Below are 24,482 nucleotides of genomic sequence, written 5' to 3' on the forward strand. Positions count from 1 at the left end.
TGACGGGCGGATCGAGGGCGTGCCTCTAGCCGTCGCCGTGGTCGCGCGACACGCTGTCGTCGCGCACCGTGCCCGGGTCGCGGTCGACGGCGAGCACGAAGTCGTCGCCGTGCTCGGTGACACCGGCGATCACGGCCTGCTCGACCGCCTCGGCGGCGTACTGCCTGCGCACCATCAGCGGATCGGTGCGCAGGTCCTTGACCAGCGAGACCGCCAGGCCCACCATCACCACGACGAACGGCAGCGCCGCGACGATGGTGATGGTCTGCAGCCCGGTGAGCGCCTCGTTGCCACCGACCAGCAGCATCACGGCGGCGACCGCGCCGGTCGCGACGCCCCAGAAGACCACGGTCGCGCGGCTCGGCTCCTGGGTGCCGCGCTCGGAGAGCGTGCCCATCACGATCGAGGCCGCGTCCGCCCCCGAGACGAAGAAGATCGCGACCAGCGCGATGACGACGACGCTGGCGAGGGTGGCGAGCGGGTAGGCGTCGAGGGTGCCGAACAGCTGCGACTCGACGCCGCTGGCGCCGGCGAGGTCGGTGCCGGACCTCTGCAGGTCGATGGCCGCGCCGCCGAAGATGCAGAACCACACCAGGCTGACCAGGCTCGGGACCAGCAGCACGCCCGTGACGAACTGGCGGATCGTGCGGCCGCGGGAGATGCGTGCGATGAACATGCCGACGAACGGGGTCCAGGAGAGCCACCACGCCCAGTAGAAGACCGTCCACGACTGCAGCCAGGTGCTGGTCTCCGAGCCCTCCGCGCTGGTGCGCGCGGCCATCATCGGCAGGTCCTGCACGAAGCTACCGATCGAGGTCGGCACCAGGTTCAGGATGAAGACGGTCGGGCCGAGCACGAAGACGAACGCGGCGAGGGCGATCGCGAGCACCATGTTGATGTTCGAGAGCCACTGGATGCCCTTGGCGACCCCGGAGACCGCGGAGAGCACGAAGGCGACGGTCAGCACCGCGATGATGCCGACCAGGATGCCGTTTCCGACCGCACCGATCCCGGCGACGATCTCGAGCCCGCTCCGGATCTGCAGCGCACCCAGACCGAGCGAGGCGGCGGACCCGAACAGCGTGGCGAAGATCGCGAGCATGTCGATCACCCGTCCCCAGCCGCCCTTCGCGTGCCGGCCGAGGAGGGGCTCGAAGGCCGACGAGATCAGCTGGAGCCGGCCCTTGCGGTACACGCCGTACGCGATGGCGAGGCCGACGACCGCGTAGATCGCCCACGGGTGGAACGTCCAGTGGAACAGGGTCGTGGCCATCGCGTGCTGGACCGCCTGCGGGTTGCCCTCGGCGCCGGTGCCGGGGGGCGGTGTGACGTAGTGCGTCAGCGGCTCGCTGACGCCGTAGAACATCAGACCGATGCCCATGCCCGCGCTGAACATCATCGCGACCCAGGAGACGGTACGGAACTCCGGCTCCTCGTCGTCGCGGCCCAGGGGGATGTTGCCGAACCGGCTCAGCGCCAGCCACAGCACGAACACGACGAAGCCGCTCGCGGTGAGGACGAACAGCCAGCCGGTGTTGGTCATCGTCCAGCCGAGCGCCTCGGACGACGCCGACGCCAGGGTGGCCGTGCTCACGAAGCCCCACACCAGGAACGCCACCGCGATCGCCGCGGTCACCCCGAAGACGACCTTGTCCAGGCCGGCCCGGTCGGGCGCGGCGGCCTCGAACGGCTGGTCGAGAGCTGGGTGCGGGACGACGTCGGCGGCGGGCGTGCGTACGGCGTCCGCCACACGGCTGGCACGAGGATGGTCGTGGTCGTGGCGAGTGGTCATCACAGTCGGGTACCACTGCCGCGCGGTGATGAAACGGTGAGCCCGCTCACCCTCGGGAGCTGCGCTCCGTCCGGCCGCGCACGATCCCGATGAAGCGTTGCACCCACGGGTCCTCGTTCTCGATCAGCCAGGCCAGCCCCACGGTCGTCGACGGCAGGTCGGTGACGACCCGGTAGGTGGCGTCCTTGCGGTGGTGCAACCGCGCGATCGACATCGGCACGATCGCCACCCCGGTGCCGGAGGCGACGACCTCGACGGCGTCCTTGACGGTCATCGGCGGCCACCCCAGCTGCTCGGCCCGGGGGGTCCAGCCCGACGCATGGGGCAGCACCAGCTGCTCGTCGACCAGGTCGGCGGTGGTGACCTCCTCGGCGAGCGTGAGGACGTGCTCGGCGCCCATCACCGCGACCGGGAGCTCGTCGTACAAGGGGATGCAGTGCAGCCCGTCGCGATCGATCGGCAGCCGCACGATCGCCATGTCGAGGGTGCCCTCGCGCACCCGGGCCTCCTGCTCCTCCTCATCGAGTGGCACCAGCTCCAGGGGGTCGCGGGAGTACCGCGCGCGCCAGGTGCGGGCCCACTTGTCCGGGGTCGCGCCGGTCACGAAACCCACCCGGAAGTGTCCGAACGCCTCGCTCACCCGCCCACCCTACGGTCGGTCACCCTCCGCCGGGTCCGCGTGTCGTTTGGTCACCAACCGCAGACCGGGGGCGCTCCGGGCTGTCGTTGGTGACCAAACGACAGGACGGCCGGACGCGGGGACGCCTCAGCCGGTCTCGCCGAACTGCTCCACGCGGATCGTGTCGGTGGCGACGCCGACCTCCTCGAACAGGCGAGTGGCGTACGTCGCGAACCCGACCGAGCCGCACACGTAGGCCCGCCCGGCGCCGGCGACGTACGCCGCCAGCTCGGAGGGGTACGGCGGGGCCGCGACCCGCTCGCCCAGGTTCTCGCGGGTCAAGGCCACGAAGGCGCCGTACCGGCTCAGCTCGGCGGCGTAGGGGAGCTGCTCCCAGGTGCGGGCGACCACCACGACCCGGAGCCGGTCCTCGATCCCGAGTCGTCGGGCGTAGCGGGTCATCGCGACGACCGGCACCACGCCGGACCCGCCGGCGAGGCACACCGCGGGCACGTCGCCCTCCCAGACGAACCAGCCGCCGATCGGCCCGCGCAACTCGAGCACGTCGCCGACCTCGGCGACGTCGTGCAGGAACCCGGACACCTCGCCGCCTGGCAGGCACTCGACCATGAGCTCCAGGAGCGGGTCGTCGGGGTCGGAGGCGACCGAGTACGACCGCTGGGCGGTGTAGCCGTCCGGCGCCCGCAGCCGCACCACGTAGTGCTGGCCGGGCAGGTGGTCCACGCGGTCGTCGACATGCAGCCGCAGCCGGACCAGGCGGTCGGTCGGGTGGTCGATCTCGACGATCCTGCCCACCGTCCAGCCGCCGGCCGGGGCCGGTCCCGTCACGGGTCGCCCTGGTAGCGCTGCTCGAGCCAGGGGTCGCCGCGGTCGTGGTAGCCGTTCTGCTCCCAGAAGCCGGGCTGGTCGCGAGCGAGGAGCTCGAGGCGCGTGATCCACTTCGCGGACTTCCAGAAGTACAGGTGCGGGACGATCAGCCGGACCGGGCCGCCGTGGCCGCGGGGGAGCGGCTCGCCGTCGACCTCCCAGGCCACCCAGGCCCGGCCGCCGGTGACGTCCTCGAGCGGCAGGTTGGTCGTGTAGCCGGTCGTGGAGTGGGCGAGCACGAATCTCGCCTCGGGCTGCGGGCGCGCGGCCTCGAGCAGCGTGTCGACGCTGACGCCGGTGAACGTCATGCCGAACTTCGACCAGGTCGTCACGCAGTGGATGTCCCCGGCGTACGACGAGCGCGGCAGCGCGTGGACGCCGGCCCAGGACCACTCCTGGGGACTCTCCACCAGCCCGTCCACGCGCAGCCGCCACCGCTCGGTCCACTGCTCCAGGGACCCGCTGGGGGTGGCCTCCGCGGTCAGGGTCGGCCAGGAGCTGCCGGTGTCGTACTGCCCGGGAGGCAGCCGGTCGGGGCGTTCGCGGCGGCGGTTGCCGGTGAAGCCTCGGGTGATCGGCACCCCTCCAGTATGGTCCCCGGCCCAATCGGTCGGATGCCCTAGACCGGCGTGATGGGCAGGGACCGCCGTGGCTCGAACGCGAACGACGCGCCCGTGCTGAACCGGGTGACGGCGACCTCCTCGAGCTCCGGGGCCGGCGCCGTCCGGCGGGCCAGGCGGACCGTCCACCGCTCCGCGGTCCCCTCCACCGCGACGTCGAGCAGGGGGTCGAGCGTCTGCACGACCGCCTGCAGCGGCCGCACCCGGCCGGGTCCGCACAGGGCGATCCACGCGCCGTCGGCGGCGGCGGGGGACGGCTCGACGAGCACCGCCTCGTCGGTGACCGTGGCGGCGACGTACGCCGCCGGGTTGAGCAGCGGGTGCAGCTCGAGCACCCGCAGCGGGTCGTCGAGGTGGAGGGCGCGGGCGATCCGCTCGGCGGCCACCCCGGCGATGCCGACCAGCTGCTTGGTGGCGACGTCCAGGGCCTGGTCGGCGTCCGCGGCCCGGCGGCGCACCGCGAGCCCGAAGGAGAGGTTCAGCAGGTGCATCTGCAGGCACACCTCGTCGGCGATCCGGACCAGGGCGGAGTGCGAGAACGCGGCGAAGTCGACGTCGCCGAGCAACGGGCCGGCGTAGTCGGGCGCGCCCTCGTCAGCGGCGTCGATCGGGTCCAGCTCGACCGCCGCCGCCCGGGTCCGCTCGATCGTGAAGTACGGCGCCAGCGGCTCGACGGGTGGGTGGGACTCGTCGATCGTCACGGTCCAGGCGCAGTGCGGATGCCGGTCGGCCGGGATGCGCGGCGGACGGTGCACCGGCCGGACCCGGGCCCGAGGGTTGGTGGCCACGGCGGTGGCGTCGAAGGTCGGGTCCTCGATGTCGTGGCACATCGAGACCACGTACTCCTCGCCCATCGGCTCCACGTCCATGAGCGCACCGCAGTGGTCGAGCCGGAAGGTGCCGTGCCACCGGTCGTGCACCTCGTAGCGGAAGTCCATGAACTGCGGCGGCGCCCCGATGTCGAGCTGGAGGCCCTTGAAGATCGTGACGACGTCCGTGCCCTCGTACCGCAGCGCCCGCTGCATCCGCCGCGTGTAGATCGGGCTGGCCCCGGCCCACTCCTCGATCGCGATCCGCGCCATCTCCTCGCGGCCCCACGCGGAGATGCACCACGCCATGCCCGAGCGGTCGATCAGCTGCCCGATCAGCAGCAGCTCCGGGACGAGGGTGGCGAGCTCGGCCCGGGAGAGGCCGGCGTAGCGGCTGGGCATCGAGCCTCCAGGAACCCTCGAAACTAGAACGTGTTGCAGAATAGCCGATCCTCGCCTAGTTTGACGCGCGTCAGACGATGCCAGGCGATGAGGGAGGCGACGTGGCGGAGACCGTCCAGCAGCTGTTGAGGGAGCGGGCCGAGGACGACCACCCCGGCGTCCGGTACGGCGACGAGAGCTGGTCCTGGCGCGAGCACGTGGCCGAGTCCGAGGCGGTGGCGTCCGCACTGATCGGCATCGCCGACCCGGACCGGCCGCTGCACGTCGGCACCCTGCTCGCCAACACCCCGGACATGCTGCGCGCGATGGCCGGCGCGGCGCTCGGCGGCTACGTGCTCTGCGGGATCAACAACACCCGCCGCGGGGAGGGGCTGCTCGCGGACATCCGTCGCGCGGAGTGCCAGCTGCTGGTGACCGACGCCGAGCACCGGCCGCTCCTCGAGGGCCTGGACCTCGGCGGGGTGCGCGTGCTCGACACCTCCACCGACGAGTGGGCCGACCTCGTCGCCGGGGCGGCCGGCCTGACGCCGTACCGCGAGGTCGGGGCGATGGACACGTTCATGATGATCTTCACCTCGGGCACCAGCGGCGAGCCCAAGGCCGTCCAGGTCAACCACCTGATGGTGCTCTTCGCCGGCCTCAACCTGCAGGGCCGCTTCGGGCTCGGCCCGGACGACGTCTGCTACGTCTCGATGCCGCTGTTCCACTCGAACGCCGTCGTCGCCGGCTGGAGCGTGGCCGCCTGCGGCGGGTCGACGATCGTCCCGGCGCGGTTCAGCGCGTCGGGGTTCCTCGGCGACGTCCGTCGGTACGGGGTCACCTACCTGAACTACGTCGGCAAGCCGCTCGCGTACGTGCTCGCCACCCCGGAGCGGCCCGACGACGCGGACAACCCGCTGCGGATCGCGTTCGGCAACGAGGCCAGCGACCGTGACATCGAGGAGTTCGGCCGCCGGTTCGGGTGCGAGGTCTGGGACGGCTTCGGCTCGACCGAGCTCGCCGTCATCATCACCCGCGAGCCCGGCACCCCGCGCGGCTCCATCGGCCGCGGCGCCGACGGCGTCGCGATCTACGACCCCGACACGGTCACCGAGTGCGCCGTCGCCGAGTTCGACGCGACCGGCGCCCTCGTGAACGCCGACCGCGCGGTGGGGGAGCTGGTCAACACCCAGGGCGCCGGCTACTTCAGCGGCTACTACAACGACAGCGCGGCCGACGAGGAGCGGATGCGGCACGGCATGTACTGGTCGGGCGACCTGGCCTACCGCGACGCCGACGGCTGGATCTACCTCGCCGGACGCACCGCCGACTGGATGCGGGTCGACGGTGAGAACCTCGCGGCCGCGCCGATCGAGCGGATCCTGCAGCGGCTCCCGGTCGTCAACCGGGTCGCGGTGTACGCCGTACCGGACCCGAACGTCGGCGACCAGGTGATGGCCGCGCTCGTCCTCCAGGACGGCGCGCAGCTCGAGCCCACCGAGCTGCAGCGGCTCCTGGCCGACCAGCCGGACCTCTCGGCGAAGGCCTGGCCGCGGTTCGTCCGGATCGCCCCGGACCTGCCGAGCACCGCCACCAACAAGGTGCTCAAGCGCGAGCTCGCCGCCCAGGGACCGACCGCCGGCGACGGCGTGCTGTGGACCCGCCACGAGCGCGGGACGGCGTACGTCGCCGCCGGCGCGGAGGTCCCTGCCTGAGCCCGGTCGGCCAGGGGTTTGCGCCGCCGTCGACGGGGCACCGGGCGGGCATGGGTGGTGGCCTGACCGGACTCGTGATCGCGTTCGCCCTGCTGGTCGTGCTGGCAGCGGTCGCGCTCATCGTCGTCCCGCTCGCGCGCCGGCGCCAGCACACCGCGGACGAGATCAACGCGCCCGGGACGCCCACCCTCGACTACCGGGTGCCGGAGGGCCAGGACCCGGCCACCGTGCTCGCCGCGCTCGCCGGCGACGGGTACGCCGCGGCGGTGTCGCCGACCGACACGCAGCTGGTCCGCGTGTACTGCCCGGGCGGCACGGATCGCGAGCGTCCGCGGGTCCGCGCGACCATCGAGCACGTCCCGAGCAGCACCATCGACGCCGGCGCCCCGGCCCCGTCCACCTCGGTCGCCTTCGAGGACGAGCGGTGACCTGAGCCGCGCGCTCGCGCCGGCACGGACCCGACCGGCCCGCTCGGGTAGCCTCGTCCCGGATTTCGAGGCGCCGGGAGGGTGCAGATGGCGGGTCCGGGCGGCACGGTCGCGCCCGAGGCGCGCCCGGAGGTGCCCGCACCCCCGCCCGTGCGCGCCCGGTCCGCCCGGTCCCAGGGTCGGCACGCGGCCCGGCACCGCGCGCGGCGCCACCCGCGGGTGTTCCGCCGGGCCCGCACCCTCGCCGGCGCCCTCGGCGTGACCATCCTCGGCGCCGCCGTGCCGGGCTCCGGCTACCTGTGGACCCGCCGCCGGCTCGGGTACGTCGTGCTGCTGCCCTTCCTCGCCGGCCTGGCCCTCGTCGGCCTGTACGCACGCGACCTGCACCGGCTCGTCGACTTCGCCTTCGATCCCGCCCGCCTGCGGGCGGCTGCGGTCGTGCTCGCGCTCGCGTTCCTGGTCTGGGCCTTCGTCGTGGTCACGACCTACGCGATGGCCCGGCCACGGGGGATGAGCCGCCTCGAGGGCGGGCTCGGGGCCCTCGTCGTGTCACTGCTCTGCGTCCTGGTCGCGCTGCCGGCGTTCCAGACGGTGCGGATCGCGATGACCCAGGCGCACTTCGTCGCCACCGTCTTCGACGACGAGCAGACCCAGACCACCCCCGAGGGGGTGACCGAGGAGGACCCCTGGGCCGGGCGGGACCAGGTGAACGTGCTGCTGCTCGGCGGCGACGGCGGTGTCGGCCGCACCGGTATCCGCACCGACTCGGTGATCCTGCTCAGCATGGACACCCACACCGGCAGGTCGGTGATGTTCAGCCTGCCCCGCAACATGATGAACGCGCAGTTCCCCCCGGACAGCCCGCTGCACGACGCCTTCCCTGAGGGCTTCCGCGGCGCGGGCGACCCCGGCAGCTGGATGCTGAACGCGATCTACGGCCAGGTGCCCGCGCTCTACCCGCACATCCTCGGCGACTCCGAGAACGAGGGTGCCGACGCGGTCAAGCAGGCGGTCGCCGGCAGCCTGGGCACGCACGTCGACTACTACGTGCTGATCAACCTGCTCGGCTTCCAGCAGCTCGTCGACGCGATCGGCGGCGTGACGGTCAACATCAACGAGCCGATCGCGATCAACGGCAACACCGACCTCAACATCCCGCCGACCGGCTACCTGCAGCCCGGGCCCGACCAGCATCTCGACGGCTTCCACGCGCTCTGGTACTCCCGCGGGCGCTGGGGGTCCGACGACTACGACCGGATGCTGCGCCAGCGCTGCATGGTGAGCGCGATCATCGACGAGGCCGACCCGCTCAACGTGCTGCGCCGCTACCAGGACCTCGCGAAGGCAGGCGAGGAGATCCTGCGCACCGACGTGCCCCGCCGGCTGATGCCGGCGTTCGTCGACCTGGCGCTGAAGGTCCAGGAGAAGAAGACCCGGTCGGTGGCCTTCGTCAGCTCGGAGCAGTTCTTCTCCGGCGATCCCGACTACACCTGGATGCAGTCGGTGGTCGCCAAGGCGCTCGGGCCCCGCTCGGGCGGCGGCGCCAAGGACGACCCGGATCGGGCGGTGCGGACCGACGACGCCTGCGGCTACCACCCCGAGGGCTGACCGCGACCGGGCGCCGGCCCGGACGTCTCACCCGGGCCGCTCAGCCGACCCGCACCGTCCGCGTGGTGACCAGGCGCTTGACCAACTCGCTGCCGGCGTACCGCACCGTCATCGTGCGCTTGCCCGCCGGCAGGCCCTTGAAGGTCACCCTCGCCGAGCCGTGGCGCAGCGTGACCTCCTGGGAGATCCCGGCCAGGCGGACCACGACCGGCCCGGTGACCTCGCTGACGCCCGGTGCGGTCACCGTGACGGTGACCCGGACCCGGCGGGCGCTGCGGTCGACGGCCACCCGGATCCGCGGGTCGCTCTTCACTCGTGCGGACCGCGGGGTGTCCAGGGTGGTGGTCGTGTAGCCCGCGCTGGTCAGCGTGATCCGGGCGGAGAGCCGAGTGCCGAGGTCGAGGTTGGAGATCTGGTACGTCGTGCCGGTCGCGTCGGGGACCGGCTCGCCGTCGCGCAGCCACTGCACCTGCACCTCGGCGTCCGCGGGGCGGAACAGGCCCGGGTCGACGGTGAGCGTCTCACCGAGGCGTGCGGTGCCGTCCAGGCTCGGCGCGGTCGTGACGGTGAACGTGCCGGGGGCGACCGGCACGGTCGGGGCGGCCGCGGCGGTGACGGCCTCGTACCCCTCGCGGGTCGCGGTCACCTGGGCGGTGATGACCCGGCCGACCAGCTCCGGCCCGAGGTCGAGGGTGGTGCCGGTGGCCCCGACGATCGGCTGCCCGTCGGCGAGCCACTGGAAGGCGAGCGCGGGCTCCGGGTTCCAGGTGCCGGGCGAGAGCGTCAGCGAGGAGTCCACCTTCGCCTCGCCGCTGATCGTGGGCGCGGAGAGGTTCCGCAGCTGTCCGGGCTGCACGGGCGCGGTGGGCGTGGAGGTGGCCGACGCGGTGGGGTAGCCGAGCTGGGAGCCGGTCGCGCGGACCGTGATGACCTGGTCGAGGCGGGCCCGGGTCAGCTTGAGGCTGGCGCCGACGGCGTCCTTGATCGGCCGGCCGTCGGCGAGCCACTGGTAGGCGACGGTGGCCGACGCGGGTCGCCACGTGCCCGCGGTCGAGCTGAGGACCGCGCCGACCTTGGCGGTCCCGGTCACGACGGGGGCGGCGGTGTTGAGCAGCGCCTTGTCGTTGAAGTGCACGAACCCGCTCGGCCAGTTGCCGCTGCCGCGGGTGACGACCGCCCAGGAGAAGTCGCCGCCCCAGCTGTCCTGCGAGATCACGATCTCGTCGGCGGAGACGACCCGCTCCACGTACGCGACGTGTCCCGAGGACCCGGCCGGCCCGGTGTTCGCGCGCCACCACGCCACCGCGCCGACCCGCGGGGTGCCGTCGGTGACCCTCGACATCGAGCTGCCCCAGAACGTCGCGTTGCCGCCGCCGGACCACGGGCGCTCGTTCGGCAGCCCACTCTTGACCATCCGGTAGGCCGCGTAGTTGGTGCAGTTGTGACCCGAGTACATCCGCCAGTACATGGTCCGGTTGTTGGAGGCGTAGCCGCCATTGCCCATCCCGGCGTCGCGGCAGGCCTGGTAGCCCATGCACAGGTAGGCGCTGCGCTTGAAGACGGCCGAGGGCGCCCGGCCGTCGGGATCGAGGGCCCCAGCCTTGCCCGTCGGCGGCCGGCTGGGCGCTGCCGCACCGGCGGGTGCCGGCGCGAGCACCAGCAGCCCGGTGACCAGGGCTGCGACGAGGGCAGCGGTCAGGGGCGCGAGCAGTCGGGAGCGCAGCGGCACGGATGGGAGTCTAGGGACATTTGAGTCCTCGTGGGAACGAAGTGACGAAAATGTCAAGGAGACACGCCGAGAACGAAGGTTAAACTTACACCGGTGTAATTCTCCCGTGGTCTCACTCCTCTGATCGGCCATTAGGCTGCGAACGAGAGGAAATGAGGCCGATGCGACCCGACGACCGTCCCTGGGCGGACAGCTACGCCCCCGGTGTGCCGCTGGACATCGAGGTCCCCGAGGAGTCCCTGGTCGACCTGCTGGAGGCGTCCGCGGCCCGGTTCGCCCCGCTCGTCGCCCTCGACTTCTTCGGCGCGACCACGACGTACGCCGAGCTGGGCGAACTGGTCGACCGCGCGGCGGAGGGCCTGCGTCGGCTGGGCGTCGCGCCGGGCGACCGGGTCGCGCTGGTGCTGCCGAACTGCCCCCAGCACGTGGTCGCGTTCTACGCCACGCTGCGGCTGCGCGCGGTCGTCGTGGAGCACAACCCGCTCTATACCGAGGAGGAGATGGCCTTCCAGCTGGCCGACCACCGGCCCACGGTCGTCATCGCCTGGGACAAGGTGGCGCCGATGGTGCGCCGGATCGCCGAGCCGCTCGGCGTCCGGGCCTTGCTGGCGGTCGACCTCACGTCCGCGCTGCCCCGGCTCAAGCGGCTCGCGCTGCGGCTGCCGGTCCCGCGGGCCGCGCGCACCCGGGCCGCGATGACCGGTCCGGCCCGCGGCATCCGGCGCTGGGAGCGCATCGTGCGCGGACCGGCGCTGGCAGCGGACCACCCGCGGCCGACGAGCGCCGACGTCGCACTGCTCCAGTACACCGGTGGCACGACCGGGCGGCCCAAGGCCGCCGTACTCACTCACCGCAACCTGCGCGCGAACGCCGCCCAGGGCCGGGCCTGGATGCCCGGGCTCGCGGACGGGGAGGAGGTCGTCTATGCGGTGCTGCCGCTGTTCCACGCCTACGGCCTGACCCTGTGCCTGACCTTCTCGATGAGCATCGGCGCGACCCTGGTGCTGATGCCGCGCTTCGACGTGGACCTGGTGCTCGAGGCGATGCGGCGGCGCCCGGCGACCTTCCTGCCCGCGGTGCCGCCGGTCTACGAGCGGCTCGCCGCGGGCGCCGTCGAGCACGGCGTCGACCTCTCGTCGATCCGGTACGCCATCTCCGGCGCGATGTCACTGCCGGCCGAGACGGCCGCGCTGTGGGAGTCGACGACCGGCGGGCTGCTCGTCGAGGGCTACGGCATGACCGAGACCTCGCCGGTCGCGCTCGGGAACCCCGCCGGTGACGCCCGGCGGATCGGCGCGATCGGGGTGCCGTTCCCGTCGACGCAGGTGCGCGTGGTGGACCGCCACGACCCGTCCCAGGACCTGCCGGCCGGCCAGGCCGGCGAGCTGCTCCTGCGCGGGCCACAGGTCTTCGCCGGCTACTGGGAGCGCCCCGCCGAGACCGCGGAGGTGGTGCTCGCGGACGGCTGGATCCGCACCGGCGACGTGGTGGTGATGTCCGAGGACGGGTTCTTCACCATCGTCGACCGGATCAAGGAGCTGATCATCACCGGCGGCTTCAACGTCTACCCGAGCGAGGTCGAGCACGCCCTGCGGCAGCTGCCGGGGGTCGCCGACGCCGCGGTCGTCGGGCTGCCCTCCGGGCGCGGGGACGAGGACGTCGTCGCCGTCGTGGTCCTCGAGCCGGGCACGTCGCTCGACGAGGACGCGGTGCGGGCCCGGTGCCGCGAGCACGTCGCGGCGTACAAGGTGCCGCGCCGGGTGTACGCCGTCGACGCACTCCCGGTCTCGGTCATCGGCAAGGTGCTGCGCCGGCAGGTGCGCGACGACCTCCAGGCCCGGCTGGACCAGACCGCGTCGCCGACGTGACGGGCGTCCCAAACCCGCCCGGGGACCCGTGACTCGCGTAGGTTGAGCGGGGAGGTGGGGGCGTGTTCGCGGAGGCGCGGCTCAACGACGGCACTCGTGCGCTGATCTGGGACCTGCGCCCCGGTGACCGCGAGGCCGTGCGCGAGGGCTTCGAGCAGCTCTCCGAGGAGACCCGGTTCCACCGGTTCCTCGCCGCGGTGCCGCACCTGACCGACACCATGCTCGACCACCTCGTCGACGAGGTCGACGGCGTCGACCACGTCGCGATCGCCCTCGTGGTCCTCGACGCGGACGGCACCGGGGTGCCGGCCGGGGTCGCCCGGATGATCCGGTACTCCGAGCAGCGCGACGCCGCCGATGTCGCGGTCACGGTGATCGACCAGTTCCAGCGACGTGGGGTCGCGACCGCGCTGCTCGGCGAGCTGATGCGCCGCCGACCGGTCGGCATCAGGCGGCTCGTCACCACGGTCACCGCCGACAACGCCGCCTCCCTCGCGATGCTCCGGCGGCTCGGTCCGACCGTCGCCGAGCCGGCCGGGCCGAACCGGCTCGACGTCGTGGTCGAGCTGCCGTCCGACGGTGGGCCGGGCGGCGAGCCGGGCGCGGGATCCCAGGTCGAGGCGCGCGCCGCAGCGGAGGACGAAATCCTCTAGCGCGGCCCCGGTGGCCGGGGAAGGGTGATCGTGTCCGGAAGAGGGTGGCACCGTGGCCTCGACGACCCCAACGTACGACGACACGCGTCCGGAGCCGGCGGTCTCGCTGGCGCGGATGTTCTACGACCGCGTCGCTGCGACGCCTGACCGCGAGGCCTTCCGCTTCCCCGACGGCTCCGGTTGGCGCTCGGTCACCTGGCGACAGACCGGCGAGACGGTCCGCACCGTCGCCGCCGGGCTGCTGGCCCTCGGCATCCGGCCCGAGGAACGGGTCGCGATCCTCAGCAACACCCGGGTCGAGTGGCTCGAGGCCGACCTCGCGATCATGTGCGCGGGTGCGGCGACCACCACCGTCTACCCGACGACCACGGCCGACGACGTCGCGTTCATCCTCGCCGACAGCGGGTCGCGGATCGCGTTCGCCGAGGACGACACGCAGATCGCCAAGCTGCGCTCCCGGCGCGACCACCTGCCCGACCTGGTCCGCGTCATCACGTTCGACGGGCAGGCGGACGGGGAGTGGGTGCTCAGCCTGCACGACCTCCTGGCGCTCGGGGCGCGGCGCCTCGTCGAGGACCCCGGTGCCGTCGACCGGGCCGTCGCCGCGATCGGGCCGGAGCACCTGGCCACCCTCATCTACACCTCGGGGACGACCGGCCAGCCCAAGGGCGTCGAGCTGCCGCACCGGTGCTGGACCTACATCGGCGCCGCCGCCGACAACCTCGGCATCCTCTCCGCCGCGGACCTGCAGTTCCTGTGGCTGCCGCTGTCGCACTCCTTCGGGAAGATGCTCGAGGCCGTCCAGCTCCAGATCGGGTTCCCCACCGCCGTCGACGGACGGCTGGACCGGATCGTGGAGAACCTGGCCGAGGTGCGCCCCACGTTCATGGCCGGACCGCCGCGGATCTTCGAGAAGGTGCACGCCAAGGTCGTGCAGACCGTCCAGGAGGAGGGCGGCCTGAAGCGCCGCCTCTTCACCTGGGCCTTCCGGGTGGGCGAGGAGGTGGCAGGGAGCCGGGTCGAGGGGCGCCGGCCCTCGCCGTACGTCAGGGCGCAGCACACCGTGGCGGACCGGTTGGTGCTCACCAGGATCCGGGACCGGCTCGGCGGGCGGATCCGGTTCCTGGTCTCCGGCAGCGCCGCGCTCTCACCCGACGTCGCGCGGTGGTTCCACGCGGCCGGCCTGCTGGTGCTCGAGGGCTACGGGCTCACCGAGACCAGTGCCGGCACCTGCATGGTGCTCCCGGACGACGTCGCGTTCGGGGCCGTCGGGAGGCCGCTGGACCGGACCGAGGTGCGGATCGCCTCCGACGGCGAGATCTTCGTGCGCGGGCCCGGCGTGATGCGCGGCTACCACCACCTGCCCGACGCGACCGCCGAGGTGCTCAGCGCCGACGGGTGGCTCGCGACCGGTGACGTCGGCGAGCTCGACCAGCGCGGCCACCTGCGGATCACCGACCGTAAGAAGGACCTGATCAAGACCTCCGGCGGGAAGTACATCGCGCCGCAGGCGATCGAGATCATCTTCAAGGCGGTCTGCCCGCTCGCCAGCCAGATGCTCGTCCACGCCGACGGGCGCAGCTACGCCACGGCCCTGATCACCCTGGACCCCGAGGCGCTGACCCAGTGGAGCCGGGCCGAGGGCCTGCCGGTCACCGACTACTCGGCGCTCGCCGCGAGCCCCGCGGTCCACGAGTACGTCGCGGCCTGCGTGGCGGAGCTGAACAGCCGGCTCAACCGGTGGGAGACGATCAAGCAGTTCCGGATCCTCGACCACGACCTGAGCGTCGAGAACGGGGAGCTCACCCCGAGCATGAAGGTGCGCCGGAAGGTGATCGAGACGGCCTACCACGACCTGCTCGACTCGATGTACGTGCCCGCCTGAGAGCCGCCCGCCGGGTTGGCTGCCTGGCTGCTGCGGAGCGCGATCGGGCGCGGCAGCCGCGGGCGGCGTCGACCGTGCCGCTGCCGCTGCCGGAGAGGGTGTTGGCATCGGGTCCGAGGGCCGCCACGCAGAAGCCCCCGCCCCGGCGAGAGCCGGGACAGGGGCCTTGATCGGTGTCCGAGGGGGGACTTGAACCCCCACGCCCTAATACGGGCACTAGCACCTCAAGCTAGCGCGTCTGCCAATTCCGCCACCCGGACGAGTGCGGGTGGAACTGTAGCAAAGGGGACGGGCATTCCTCGCATCGGCATCGGCACCCCTGGGTGTCATGCTGGGGCCATGGCCCAGCACCCCCGCAACGACCCCGCGCAGGCCGCTCACGACCCTGCCGCGGAGGTCGTCGACGTGTGCCGCGACCTGATCCGGATGGACACCTCCAACTACGGCGACCAGGAGGGTCCGGGGGAGCGCAAGGCCGCCGAGTACGTCGCCGCGCTGCTCGACGAGGTGGGCATCGAGGCGCGGCTGCACGAGTCCGAGCCGGGGCGCACCTCGGTGCTGGCCCGGTGGGGCGGGTCCGCGGCGGAGCAGGGCGGGCTGCTGCTGCACGGCCACCTCGACGTCGTACCCGCCGCCGTCGACGACTGGCAGGTCCATCCCTTCTCCGGCGAGATCCAGGACGGCTACCTCTGGGGCCGCGGGGCGGTCGACATGAAGGACTTCGACGCGATGCTGCTGTCCGTGGTGCGGGCCCGGCAGCGGGCCGGGCGGGTGCCGGAGCGGCCGATCACGCTGTGCTTCACCGCGGACGAGGAGGCGGGCGGCCACCGTGGCGCCCAGGTCCTGGTCGACGAGCGGGCCGAGGAGCTCGAGGGCTGCACCGACGCCGTCGGCGAGGTCGGTGGCTTCAGCGCCACGGTGCGCGGTCGACGGGTCTACCTGATCGAGGCCGCCGAGAAGGGGATGGCCTGGATGCGGCTGACGGCTCGGGGCCGCGCCGGTCACGGGTCGATGATGAACCCCGACAACGCCGTCACGAGACTCAGCGCAGCGGTCGCGCGGATCGGCACGCACGACTGGCCGGTGCGGCTCACCCCCACGATGCGCACGCTGCTCGCCGCGGTGGCCGAGCTGGCCGGCACGGAGGCGACCCCGGAGAACGCCGCCGCGCTGGTCGAGGAGTTCGGCGGCGCCGCCCGGATGCTCGGTGCGGTGATCCGCAACACCGCCAACCCGACGATGCTCGGCGCGGGCTACAAGGTGAACGTCATCCCCACCGAGGCGACGGCGCACGTGGACGGACGCTTCCTGCCGGGCTTCGAGGACGAGTTCTTCGCGACCCTGGCCGAGCTGGTCGGCGAGGGGATCGAGGTCGAGCACCTGAGCCACCAGCAGCCCTGGGAGACGCCGTACGACGGCGACCTGGTGGACGCGATGACCCGCTCGCTCCTGGCCGAGGACGGGGAGGCCGTGGTCGCGCCGTACCTGATGAGCGGCGGCACCGACGCCAAGCACTTCCGCCGGCTCGGGCTGCGCTCCTACGGCTTCGCGCCGCTGCGGCTCCCCGCGGACCTGGACTTCACCGCGCTGTTCCACGGCGTCGACGAGCGGGTGCCGGTCGACGCGCTGGAGTTCGGCGCGCGGGTCCTCGACCGGTTCCTCGACGAGGTCTGAGCGCCTAGCCGCAGGCGAAGGCGCCGCCGGGCCCGAACTCGATCCGGCCGAAGCGCTCGCCGATCAGCCGGTGGGTCGCGGCGTCGGGGTGCAGCTGGTCGGGCAGCGGCAGCCGGTCGTGGTCGGCCGGACCGTACAGCTCCAGACCGTCGAGGTGGTGCAGGTGTGGATCGAGGGCCGCCCGCGCCGCCACGATCGCGGCGAGCTCGTCGCGGATCACGCGTAGGGTGAGCTTGCCGACCGCGCGCTCGGCGGGGTCGCCGAGGGCGACGAAGCGCACCCCCTCGGAGAGGTCCGGGGCGCTCGGCCCCGGCGTCTGCTCGTGGATCGGGCAGTAGATGGGGGAGACCACCAGCAGCGGGGTCTCCGGGTGGCCCTCGCGCACGGTGTCCAGGAAGCCGTGTACCGCGGGTCCGAACGCGCGCAGCCGCATCAGGTCCAGGTTGACCAGGTTGATGCCGATCTTCACGCTCAGCAGGTCCGCGGGCGCATCGCGCATCGTGCGCGCTGTGAACGGGTCGAGCAGCGCGCTGCCGCCGAGGCCGAGGTTCACCAGCTCCACCCCGCCCGCGGCGGCCGCCAGCGCCGGCCAGGTGGTCGACGCGCTCTCGGCGTTCGACCCGTGGCTGATCGAGCTGCCGTGGTGCAGCCACACCCGTCGGTCGTCGGTGCCGACCGGCTGCACGGGGGCGTCGGTGCGCAACGCCACGATCTCGGTGACCTCGGAGTACGGCAACCAGAGCTCGACGTGCTTGGCCCCCGGCAGGAGCCCGTGGAAGGCGACGGTGCCGACCGGCCCGGGCTCGAGCGCGGACCCGCCGGTCGCGAGGTCGACCGTCAGCAGGTGCCCGCGCGGTGCGGTCGCCCGGGCCGCGAGCCGGCCGTCGACGACGAGGTCGTACTGCCCGTCCGGCCGGGGCGGCAGGCCGGGGTACGTCATCTTGGTGGCGAGCACGTCCAGCTCGATCGTCGTGGCCTCCGTGCGGAACACCAGCCGCACCCCGGACGGCTGTGCCTCCGCCATCGCCAGCTGGCCGTCGGCACACTGCCCGCGTGCCCAGGCGGGCAGCCGGTGCGGCCGGAGGCCGTGCTCGGTCGGCTCGAGCTCGATCGCGCCGTGCACCAGCTCGGAGGTGACGGGGATGGTGATCAGCGGCGCGGCCATGGAGGCAGCGTGCCAACTCCGGACCGCCCGGACCAACCCGGCGCCCGGATCCGCGTCGCCCACCTGTTGTCGTTTGGTCACCAACGACACATCTGACCTGCTGGGATCTGCCGTTGGTGACCAAACGGCATGACCCCCGCGCGCCGGAGCGCCGAGCCACGGCTCAGGCGGTGCGGACGGCTCGGATGATCTTGCGCCGGAGCACGACCCGGCGGGTGCCGTCGGCGGTGATGCGCACCCGGTCCAGCTCCCAGCCGCCGTGCTCGGCACGCTCGACGAGCAGCCTGGTGACCACGTTGCGGGGGTACTCCCGCGAGAACGTCACCTTGTCGAACTCCCATTCGACACCACGAGCGGGGGGCCGGCGCAGCTCTGTGCTCATCTGGTCTCCGTCTCGGTCAGCGGGTCAATCGGCGGACACGTCGTCCAGGGCGGCGGTGATCTCGGCTGGCAGGCTCAGCTCCTCGACGCCGAGGGCGCCGCGCAGCTGGGCCGCGGTGCGGGCACCGACGACGGGCGCGGTGACGCCCGGCCGGTCGCGCACCCAGACCAGCGCGACCTCGAGCGGCGTCCAGCCCAGGCCGTCCGCGGCCCGGGCGACGGCCTCGACGATGCCGCCGGAGCGCTCGTCGAGGTAGGGGTTGACGAAGTTCGCGAAGTGCGAGGACGCCGCCCGCGAGTCGGACGGGGTCCCGGTGCGGTACTTGCCGGTCAGCACACCCCGGCCCAGCGGCGACCACGGCAGCACCCCGAGCCCGAGCGCCGCGGCGGCCGGGAGCACCTCGTGCTCGACGCCGCGGTTCAGCAGGGAGTACTCCACCTGGGTGCTGGCCAGCGGTGTCCGGCCGGGCACCGCCCGCTGCCAGGTCGCGGCCTGGGCGGTCTGCCAGCCCGCATAGTTCGAGACGCCGACGTACGACGCCCGCCCGCTCTGGACCGCGGTGTCGAGCGCGCCGAGGGTCTCCTCGAGCGGCGAGTCGTCGGACCAGATGTGCACCTGCCACAGGTCCACGTGGGCGACGCCGAGCCGGCGGAGCGAGGCGTCGAGCGTGGCGAGCAGATGCCCGCGGGACGTGTTGTACTCGCGCCCGCCGCGCCGGGCGGTGATCCCGGCCTTGGTGGCGAGCACCACCTCGTCGCGGGCGACGACATCGCCGACGAGGGAGCCGATCAGCTCCTCGGAGGCGCCGTTGCCGTAGCCGGCCGCGGTGTCGACGAGCGTGCCGCCGGCCTCGGTGAACGCGACCAGCTGGTCGCGCGCCTCGTGCTCGTCGGTGTCGCGCCCCCACGTCATCGTGCCGAGCGCCAGACGGGACACGGTGAGGCCGGTCGAGCCGACGCGCCGCTGCTGCATGGCGCCAAGGTAGTAGGCGACACCACGCGGGCCCACAACGGCACGCCCGGCGGCCGCCCGTAGAGTTCCGGCCGTGGTGGACTTCCTCCAGGCTGTGGTGCTCGGGCTCATCCAGGGACTCACGGAGTTCCTCCCGATCTCCAGCAGCGCGCACCTGCGGATCTACCCCGAGCTGTTCGGCTGGGGCGACCCCGGTGCCGCCTTCACGGCTGTCATCCAGATCGGCACCGAGGTCGCGGTGCTGATGTTCTTCCGCAAGGACATCTGGCGGATCGGTCGGGCCTGGCTGCTGTCGTTGTTCAAGCCGGAGTACCGCGGTCACCTCGACGCCCGGATGGGCTGGTTCATCATCTTCGGCTCGGTGCCGATCGTGGTGCTCGGCGTCGCGCTCAAGGACGTCATCGAGGAGGACTTCCGCAGTCTCTGGCTGATCGGCACCACCCTCATCGTCCTCGGCGTGGTCCTCGGCGTCGCCGACCGCCTCGGCGGCACCGACCGGACGATCAAGCAGATCTCGCTGCGCGACGCGATCCTGATGGGCCTGGCCCAGGCCCTCGCGCTGATCCCCGGCGTGTCCCGCTCCGGCGCGACCCTGTCCATGGGCCGGCTGCTCGGCTACGAGCGCGAGGCCGCCACCCGCTACGCGTTCCTGCTCGCCATCCCCGCCGTGATCGGGGCCGGGATCTTCGAGCTCAAGGACATCCCGAACGGCGACAACCTCTACGGCTGGGGCCCCACGATCGTCGCGACCATCGTGTCCTTCGTGGTCGGGTACGCCGCGATCGCGTGGCTGCTGCGCTACGTCACCACCCGGTCCTACGCCCCGTTCGTCCTCTACCGGGTGCTGCTCGGCGCCGCGACCCTGGTCCTCGTCGCGACCGGCGTGATTGCGGCGTAGCTACAGCCACCCGGACCTCTTGAACAACACCCACAGTCCGAGGGCGACCACTGCCATCAGGCCGATGGCGAACGGGTAGCCGTAGGTCCAGTCGAGCTCGGGCATGTGCCGGAAGTTCATGCCGTAGATACCGGCGATCAGCGTCGGGACGACCACGAGCGCTGCTCCGGCCGAGATCTTGCGCATGTCGTTGTTCTGCTGCACCGAGATCTGAGCGAGGTGGGCGTCGAAGGCCGTCGAGAGCAGGGTGTCGAGGCTGTCCACGGTCTCCGCCGCGCGTGCCAGGTGGTCACCGACGTCGCGGAAGAACGGCGCCGTCTCCCTCGGGATGCCCTCGCTCGTGCCGGCGGCCAGCCGCGCCATCGGGTCCCGCAACGGCAGCACGGCCCGGCGCACCTCCGCGAGCTCCCTCTTGAGCACGTAGATCCGAGCAGCGTCGTCGGTGCGCTCATCGGAGAACACCGATGTCTCGATCTCGTCCACGTCGACGACCAGCTCGTCGACGACGGCGACGTGCCCGTCGACGACGTGGTCGCAGACGGCGTAGAGCACGGCCGGGGGTCCGTGGACGAGCAGGTCCCGACTGCACTCGAGGAACTCTCGCGACGAGTGCAGCGCACTGCCCTCCCCGTGGCGCACGCTGACCACGAAGTCGCGGCCGACGAACAGCGCGATCTCACCGGTCTCGACGGCGTCATCGGCGTCGACGTACCAGAGCGTCTTCAAGATCACGAAGAGCGTGTCGTCGTAGCGCTCCAGCTTCGGCCGCTGGTGCGCCTTCACGGTGTCCTCGACCGCGAGCGGGTGCAGCCCGAAGACCTCGGCGACCTCGGCGATCTCCTCGGCGCTCGGGTCGTGCATGCCCACCCACACGAAGTCGCCGTCGCGGTCGGCCCGCGCTCGTAGGGCCCGGACGTCACCGCCGCCCTCGACGCGGACACCCTGGCGGTACAGGGCGCAGTCGACGATCACGGGCCCACGGTAGCCCCACTACAGTCCACCGCATGGCAACCGTGATCCTCGTCCGGCACGGCCGGACGACGGCGAACGCCGCGGGCACGCTCACCGGCCGGCTCCCCGGGGTGCGGCTCGACGGCACCGGCGCGGAGCAGGCCGTGCGAGCCGCCGAGCGGCTCAGCAGCGTGCCGCTCGCCGCGATCATCAGCAGCCCGCTCGAGCGGTGCCGGCAGACCGCCAAGGCGATCGCCGGCGCCCGGACCGACCCGATCCGCGTCACCACCGACCGCGGGATCACCGAGTGCGACTACGGCGCCTGGCAGGGCCGGCCGCTCAAGGAGCTCGCCAAGGAGAAGCTCTGGTCCACCGTCCAGACCCAGCCCTCGGCGGTCGTCTTCCCCGAGGGCGAGTCGATGTCGGCGATGCAGGCGCGCGCCGTGGCCGCCGTACGCCGCCAGGACGCCGCCGTCGACGCCGAGCACGGCCCCGGTGCCGTGTGGGTCGCGGTCAGCCACGGCGACGTCATCAAGTCCGTCCTGGCCGACGCGCTCGGCATGCACCTCGACCTGTTCCAGCGGCTCCACGTCGACCCGGCGTCGATCTCGGTCATCCGCTACACCGCCACGCGCCCCTATGTGCTCGCGACCAACACGCACGCGGGCGACCTGTCCTGGCTCGCCCCGGCCCGCCCTCGCGGCCAGCGGCGGCGGTCCCGCACCCAGCGCTCCGACGACGCGGTCGTCGGCGGGGGAGCCGGGCCTTCGACAGGGTCCTAGGGTGGGCGCATGCCTGTCGTCCATGGATTCGACCCGCCGGAGCGGTTCGTCGCCGGCACCGTCGGCCCCCCAGGGGAGCGGACCTTCTTCCTCCAGGCCCGCTCCGGCAGCCGCGTGGTCAGCGTCGCGCTCGAGAAGCAGCAGGTCCAAGCGCTGGCCGAGCGGGTGGACGAGCTGCTCGACGAGGTGATGGCCGGCGAGCCGGGCGACACGATCGTCCCGGCGGTGGCCCCGCTCGGGCTCGAGGACTCCGAGCCGCTGGACCAGCCGATCGAGGAGGAGTTCCGCGCCGGCACCATGACACTGTCGTGGGACCCGGCCGACGAGCGGGTCGTGATCGAGGTCTTCCCGTTCACCGAGGCGGCAGTGGTCACCCCGGACCAGCTCGACGAGGACTTCGAGGAGCCCGAGCCCGACGAGGTGTTCCTGGTCCGGCTCGCCGCGGGCCCGGCCCGGGCCTTCGTCAAGCGGGCCGAGCAGGTACTCGAGGCGGGCCGCCCGACCTGCCCCTTCTGCGGCAACCCGATCGACCCGGACGGGCACCTGTGCGTCCGCGCCAACGGCTTCCGGCGCCGCGATCCGTGACCACCGACGCAGGGCGCGACCTGCTCGAGGGTGACCTCGTGCTGCACGGCCGCGTGATGCCGGCCTCGAACGCGACCTTCGTCGGCGAGATCGGCGGGGTGAAGGTCGTCTACAAGCCGGTCGCCGGCGAGCGCCCGCTGTGGGACTTCCCGGACGGCACCCTGGCCGGCCGGGAGCGTGCGGCGTACCTCGTCTCGGAGGCGACCGGCTGGAACGTCGTCCCCGAGACCTGGCTGCGGGACGGCCCGCACGGTCCGGGCATGGTGCAACGCTGGCAGGAGCCCGACGACGAGCAGGTCGCGGTCACGCTGGTGCCGGAGGGGCAGGTGCCCGCAGGCTGGCGACACGTCTTCGACGGCCTCGACGGCCACGACCGGCCGGTGTCGCTGATCCACGAGGACTCGGCGCCGCTGCGCCGGATGGCGATCTTCGACATCCTCGTCAACAACGCCGACCGCAAGGGCGGACACGTGCTCGCGATGACCGACGGGCACCGGTACGGCGTCGACCACGGCGTCACCTTCCACACCGAGCACAAGCACCGCACCGTGCTGTGGGGGTGGCTGGGCGAGGAGCTCACCGCCGACGAGGTGACCGCAGTGCGCCGGCTCGGGGTCGAGGCCGGCGCGGCGCTCGGCGACGCTCTCGCGCCCCACCTCAGCGACCCCGAGATCGAGGCCCTGGTGCGGCGCTGCGCGCGGCTCGCGGACCGGGCCGTGATGCCCTCGCCGCACGGCGAGTGGCCCGCGATCCCGTGGCCGCCGTTCTGAGATCGGCGGATAGGCTTCGCCGCATGCGAGCCTGGCCCACCCCGGAGATCCCGACGCTGCCGGTCCCGGGACCGCCCGTGGCGCTGCACGACACGCCGTCGGGTCACAAGGTCACGACGACCCCGGACGGGCCCGCTCGCCTGTACGTCTGCGGGATCACGCCGTACGACGCCACGCACCTGGGGCACGCCGCGACGTACGTCGCCTTCGACCTGCTCAACCGCGCCTGGCGCAACGCCGGGCACGAGGTCACCTACGTGCAGAACGTGACCGACGTGGACGACCCCCTCCTCGAGCGTGCCGAGAAGGTGCGCGTCGACTGGGTGGAGCTCGCCGAGCGCGAGACCGAGCTGTTCCGGCAGGACATGGCCGCGCTGCGGGTGATCCCCCCGGACCACTACGTCGGTGCCGTGGAGTCGATTCCGCTGGTCATCGACCTGATCGGGCGCCTCGAGGCCGCGGGGGCGATCTACCGGGTCGAGGACGACCTCTACTTCTCCGTGACCGCCGACCCGGCCTTCGGCGCGGAGTCCGGCTGGGACCGCGAGCGGATGCTCGCGATCTACCCCGAGCGCGGCGGCGACCCCGACCGGCCCGGCAAGAAGGACCCGCTCGACTGCGTCGTGTGGCGCGGCCGTCGCGAGGGTGAGCCGTCGTGGGAGAGCCCGTGGGGTCCGGGGCGCCCGGGCTGGCACGTGGAGTGCACCGCGATCGCGCAGCGTCACCTCGGCTCGAGCTTCGACGTCCAGGGCGGCGGCAGCGACCTGGTGTTCCCGCACCACGAGATGTGCGCCGGTCACGCCCAGGTCGCGGTCCCCGGCACGCCGTTCGCGCAGGTCTACAGCCACGGCGGCATGGTCGGCTACGACGGCGAGAAGATGTCGAAGTCCCGCGGCAACCTGGTCTTCGTCTCGGCGCTGCGCAACAGCGACGTCGACCCGATGGCGATCCGGCTCGCGCTGTTGCGCCACCACTTCCGCGCCGACTGGGAGTGGACCGACGACCAGCTGTGGACCGCTGTCGACGATGTCGCCCGCTGGCGCAAGGCCCTCTCGCTGGGCGCCGGCGCCCCCGCCGGCCCGGTGATCGACGAGATGCTCACCGCCCTCGCCGACGACCTGGACGCCCCGCGGGCGACCGCGGCGGTGGACCGGTGGGTCGCGGCCACCCTGGGCACCGACGACCTCGCCGACACCAGCGACCCCGACGCGGGCAGCCGGCTGCTCGCCGCCCTCGACGCCGCCCTCGGCCTGGCTCTCTGGCTCAGCTGACCCTCGCTCTCACCTGGCGCGGGCCCCGACTGTCGTG

The 24,482-nt window shown here is 72.8% G+C and carries 22 protein-coding genes and 1 tRNA gene; 12 read left to right on the top strand and 11 right to left on the bottom strand.

The annotated features are described in order from the left end of the window. Positions 1-25: 25 nt before the first annotated feature. The 5 genes from QMC84_RS00690 to QMC84_RS00710 form a co-directional block, all read right to left on the bottom strand. A complete protein-coding gene (locus tag QMC84_RS00690) occupies positions 26-1,792 on the bottom strand; it encodes a BCCT family transporter (RefSeq protein WP_300370586.1) in 1,767 nt (588 codons plus the stop codon). A gap of 46 nt (positions 1,793-1,838) precedes the next feature. Continuing rightward, the gene (locus tag QMC84_RS00695; protein ID WP_300370589.1) at positions 1,839-2,432 is read right to left on the bottom strand and encodes a LysR family substrate-binding domain-containing protein; all 594 of its coding nucleotides are present in this window, start codon (positions 2,430-2,432) and stop codon (positions 1,839-1,841) included. Positions 2,433-2,558: 126 nt separating this feature from the next. After that, positions 2,559-3,260: an FAD-binding oxidoreductase gene (locus QMC84_RS00700; protein ID WP_300370592.1), complete on the bottom strand. Its 702-nt coding sequence runs from the start codon at positions 3,258-3,260 to the stop codon at positions 2,559-2,561. Then, positions 3,257-3,880 (bottom strand): sulfite oxidase-like oxidoreductase, encoded by a 624-nt coding sequence (locus tag QMC84_RS00705; RefSeq protein ID WP_300370595.1) that lies wholly within the window; start codon positions 3,878-3,880, stop codon positions 3,257-3,259. The genes QMC84_RS00700 and QMC84_RS00705 overlap by 4 nt, the downstream gene beginning before the upstream one ends. Before the next feature lie 38 nt (positions 3,881-3,918). Further along, positions 3,919-5,130, bottom strand: a complete 1,212-nt coding sequence (locus QMC84_RS00710; protein WP_300370598.1) for a hypothetical protein — start codon at positions 5,128-5,130, stop codon at positions 3,919-3,921. A 101-nt stretch (positions 5,131-5,231) separates the two neighbouring features. On the opposite strand from QMC84_RS00710, the gene fadD1 reads away from it, so the two are divergent. The 3 genes from fadD1 (at position 5,232) to QMC84_RS00725 (ending at position 8,860) form a co-directional block, all read left to right on the top strand. Next, on the top strand, positions 5,232-6,824 hold the full coding sequence (fadD1, locus tag QMC84_RS00715; protein ID WP_300370601.1) for a fatty-acid--CoA ligase FadD1: 1,593 nt from the start codon (positions 5,232-5,234) through the stop codon (positions 6,822-6,824). 50 nt (positions 6,825-6,874) lie between these two features. After that, entirely contained in the window at positions 6,875-7,252 is a 378-nt protein-coding gene (locus QMC84_RS00720; protein ID WP_300370604.1) for a hypothetical protein, read from the top strand. A gap of 87 nt (positions 7,253-7,339) precedes the next feature. Continuing rightward, the gene (locus tag QMC84_RS00725) at positions 7,340-8,860 is read left to right on the top strand and encodes an LCP family protein (protein WP_300370607.1); all 1,521 of its coding nucleotides are present in this window, start codon (positions 7,340-7,342) and stop codon (positions 8,858-8,860) included. A gap of 40 nt (positions 8,861-8,900) precedes the next feature. Here QMC84_RS00725 and QMC84_RS00730 read toward each other — a convergent pair whose 3' ends face one another. Next, positions 8,901-10,589: a CHAP domain-containing protein gene (locus tag QMC84_RS00730; RefSeq protein ID WP_300370610.1), complete on the bottom strand. Its 1,689-nt coding sequence runs from the start codon at positions 10,587-10,589 to the stop codon at positions 8,901-8,903. A gap of 152 nt (positions 10,590-10,741) precedes the next feature. On the opposite strand from QMC84_RS00730, the gene QMC84_RS00735 reads away from it, so the two are divergent. From QMC84_RS00735 to QMC84_RS00745, 3 genes are all read left to right on the top strand, one after another. Next, positions 10,742-12,457 carry a long-chain-fatty-acid--CoA ligase gene (locus tag QMC84_RS00735; protein ID WP_300370613.1) on the top strand — a complete coding sequence of 572 codons (1,716 nt, stop codon included), beginning with the start codon at positions 10,742-10,744 and terminating at the stop codon, positions 12,455-12,457. A gap of 62 nt (positions 12,458-12,519) precedes the next feature. Then, positions 12,520-13,110: a GNAT family N-acetyltransferase gene (locus tag QMC84_RS00740; protein WP_300370616.1), complete on the top strand. Its 591-nt coding sequence runs from the start codon at positions 12,520-12,522 to the stop codon at positions 13,108-13,110. Between the two features lie 52 nt (positions 13,111-13,162). After that, on the top strand, positions 13,163-14,995 hold the full coding sequence (locus QMC84_RS00745) for a long-chain fatty acid--CoA ligase (RefSeq protein WP_300370619.1): 1,833 nt from the start codon (positions 13,163-13,165) through the stop codon (positions 14,993-14,995). 174 nt (positions 14,996-15,169) lie between these two features. Here the strand turns inward: QMC84_RS00745 and QMC84_RS00750 are convergent. After that, a tRNA-Leu gene (locus QMC84_RS00750) sits at positions 15,170-15,255 on the bottom strand. Between the two features lie 79 nt (positions 15,256-15,334). On the opposite strand from QMC84_RS00750, the gene QMC84_RS00755 reads away from it, so the two are divergent. Beyond that, positions 15,335-16,669 (top strand): M20/M25/M40 family metallo-hydrolase, encoded by a 1,335-nt coding sequence (locus tag QMC84_RS00755; RefSeq protein ID WP_300370622.1) that lies wholly within the window; start codon positions 15,335-15,337, stop codon positions 16,667-16,669. A 4-nt stretch (positions 16,670-16,673) separates the two neighbouring features. Here QMC84_RS00755 and QMC84_RS00760 read toward each other — a convergent pair whose 3' ends face one another. From QMC84_RS00760 to QMC84_RS00770, 3 genes are all read right to left on the bottom strand, one after another. Beyond that, positions 16,674-17,834 (bottom strand): GDSL-type esterase/lipase family protein, encoded by a 1,161-nt coding sequence (locus tag QMC84_RS00760; protein ID WP_300370624.1) that lies wholly within the window; start codon positions 17,832-17,834, stop codon positions 16,674-16,676. A 163-nt stretch (positions 17,835-17,997) separates the two neighbouring features. Further along, the gene (locus QMC84_RS00765; RefSeq protein WP_300370627.1) at positions 17,998-18,216 is read right to left on the bottom strand and encodes a DUF5703 family protein; all 219 of its coding nucleotides are present in this window, start codon (positions 18,214-18,216) and stop codon (positions 17,998-18,000) included. 24 nt (positions 18,217-18,240) lie between these two features. Next, the gene (locus QMC84_RS00770) at positions 18,241-19,188 is read right to left on the bottom strand and encodes an aldo/keto reductase (protein WP_300370630.1); all 948 of its coding nucleotides are present in this window, start codon (positions 19,186-19,188) and stop codon (positions 18,241-18,243) included. A gap of 73 nt (positions 19,189-19,261) precedes the next feature. Here QMC84_RS00770 and QMC84_RS00775 point away from each other — a divergent pair, with 73 nt between their 5' ends. Further along, positions 19,262-20,086, top strand: a complete 825-nt coding sequence (locus tag QMC84_RS00775) for an undecaprenyl-diphosphate phosphatase (RefSeq protein ID WP_300370633.1) — start codon at positions 19,262-19,264, stop codon at positions 20,084-20,086. Here the strand turns inward: QMC84_RS00775 and corA are convergent, their stop codons facing one another. Continuing rightward, positions 20,087-21,058 carry a magnesium/cobalt transporter CorA gene (gene corA / locus QMC84_RS00780; protein WP_300370636.1) on the bottom strand — a complete coding sequence of 324 codons (972 nt, stop codon included), beginning with the start codon at positions 21,056-21,058 and terminating at the stop codon, positions 20,087-20,089. 32 nt (positions 21,059-21,090) lie between these two features. Here corA and QMC84_RS00785 point away from each other — a divergent pair, with 32 nt between their 5' ends. Genes QMC84_RS00785 through mshC form a run of 4 tightly spaced genes read left to right on the top strand, consistent with a single transcriptional unit; the run spans position 21,091 to position 24,445 of the window. Beyond that, positions 21,091-21,819, top strand: coding sequence for a histidine phosphatase family protein (locus QMC84_RS00785; RefSeq protein WP_300370639.1), 729 nt, complete (start codon positions 21,091-21,093; stop codon positions 21,817-21,819). Between the two features lie 9 nt (positions 21,820-21,828). Continuing rightward, positions 21,829-22,404, top strand: a complete 576-nt coding sequence (locus QMC84_RS00790; RefSeq protein WP_300370642.1) for a DUF3090 domain-containing protein — start codon at positions 21,829-21,831, stop codon at positions 22,402-22,404. After that, positions 22,401-23,174 carry an SCO1664 family protein gene (locus QMC84_RS00795; protein WP_300370645.1) on the top strand — a complete coding sequence of 258 codons (774 nt, stop codon included), beginning with the start codon at positions 22,401-22,403 and terminating at the stop codon, positions 23,172-23,174. Before QMC84_RS00790 ends, QMC84_RS00795 begins: the two co-directional genes overlap by 4 nt. Before the next feature lie 23 nt (positions 23,175-23,197). Further along, entirely contained in the window at positions 23,198-24,445 is a 1,248-nt protein-coding gene (gene mshC, locus QMC84_RS00800) for a cysteine--1-D-myo-inosityl 2-amino-2-deoxy-alpha-D-glucopyranoside ligase (protein WP_300370648.1), read from the top strand. Positions 24,446-24,482 lie beyond the last annotated feature (37 nt).

This window comes from Nocardioides sp., assembly GCF_030019515.1.
GTDB lineage: Bacteria > Actinomycetota > Actinomycetes > Propionibacteriales > Nocardioidaceae > Nocardioides.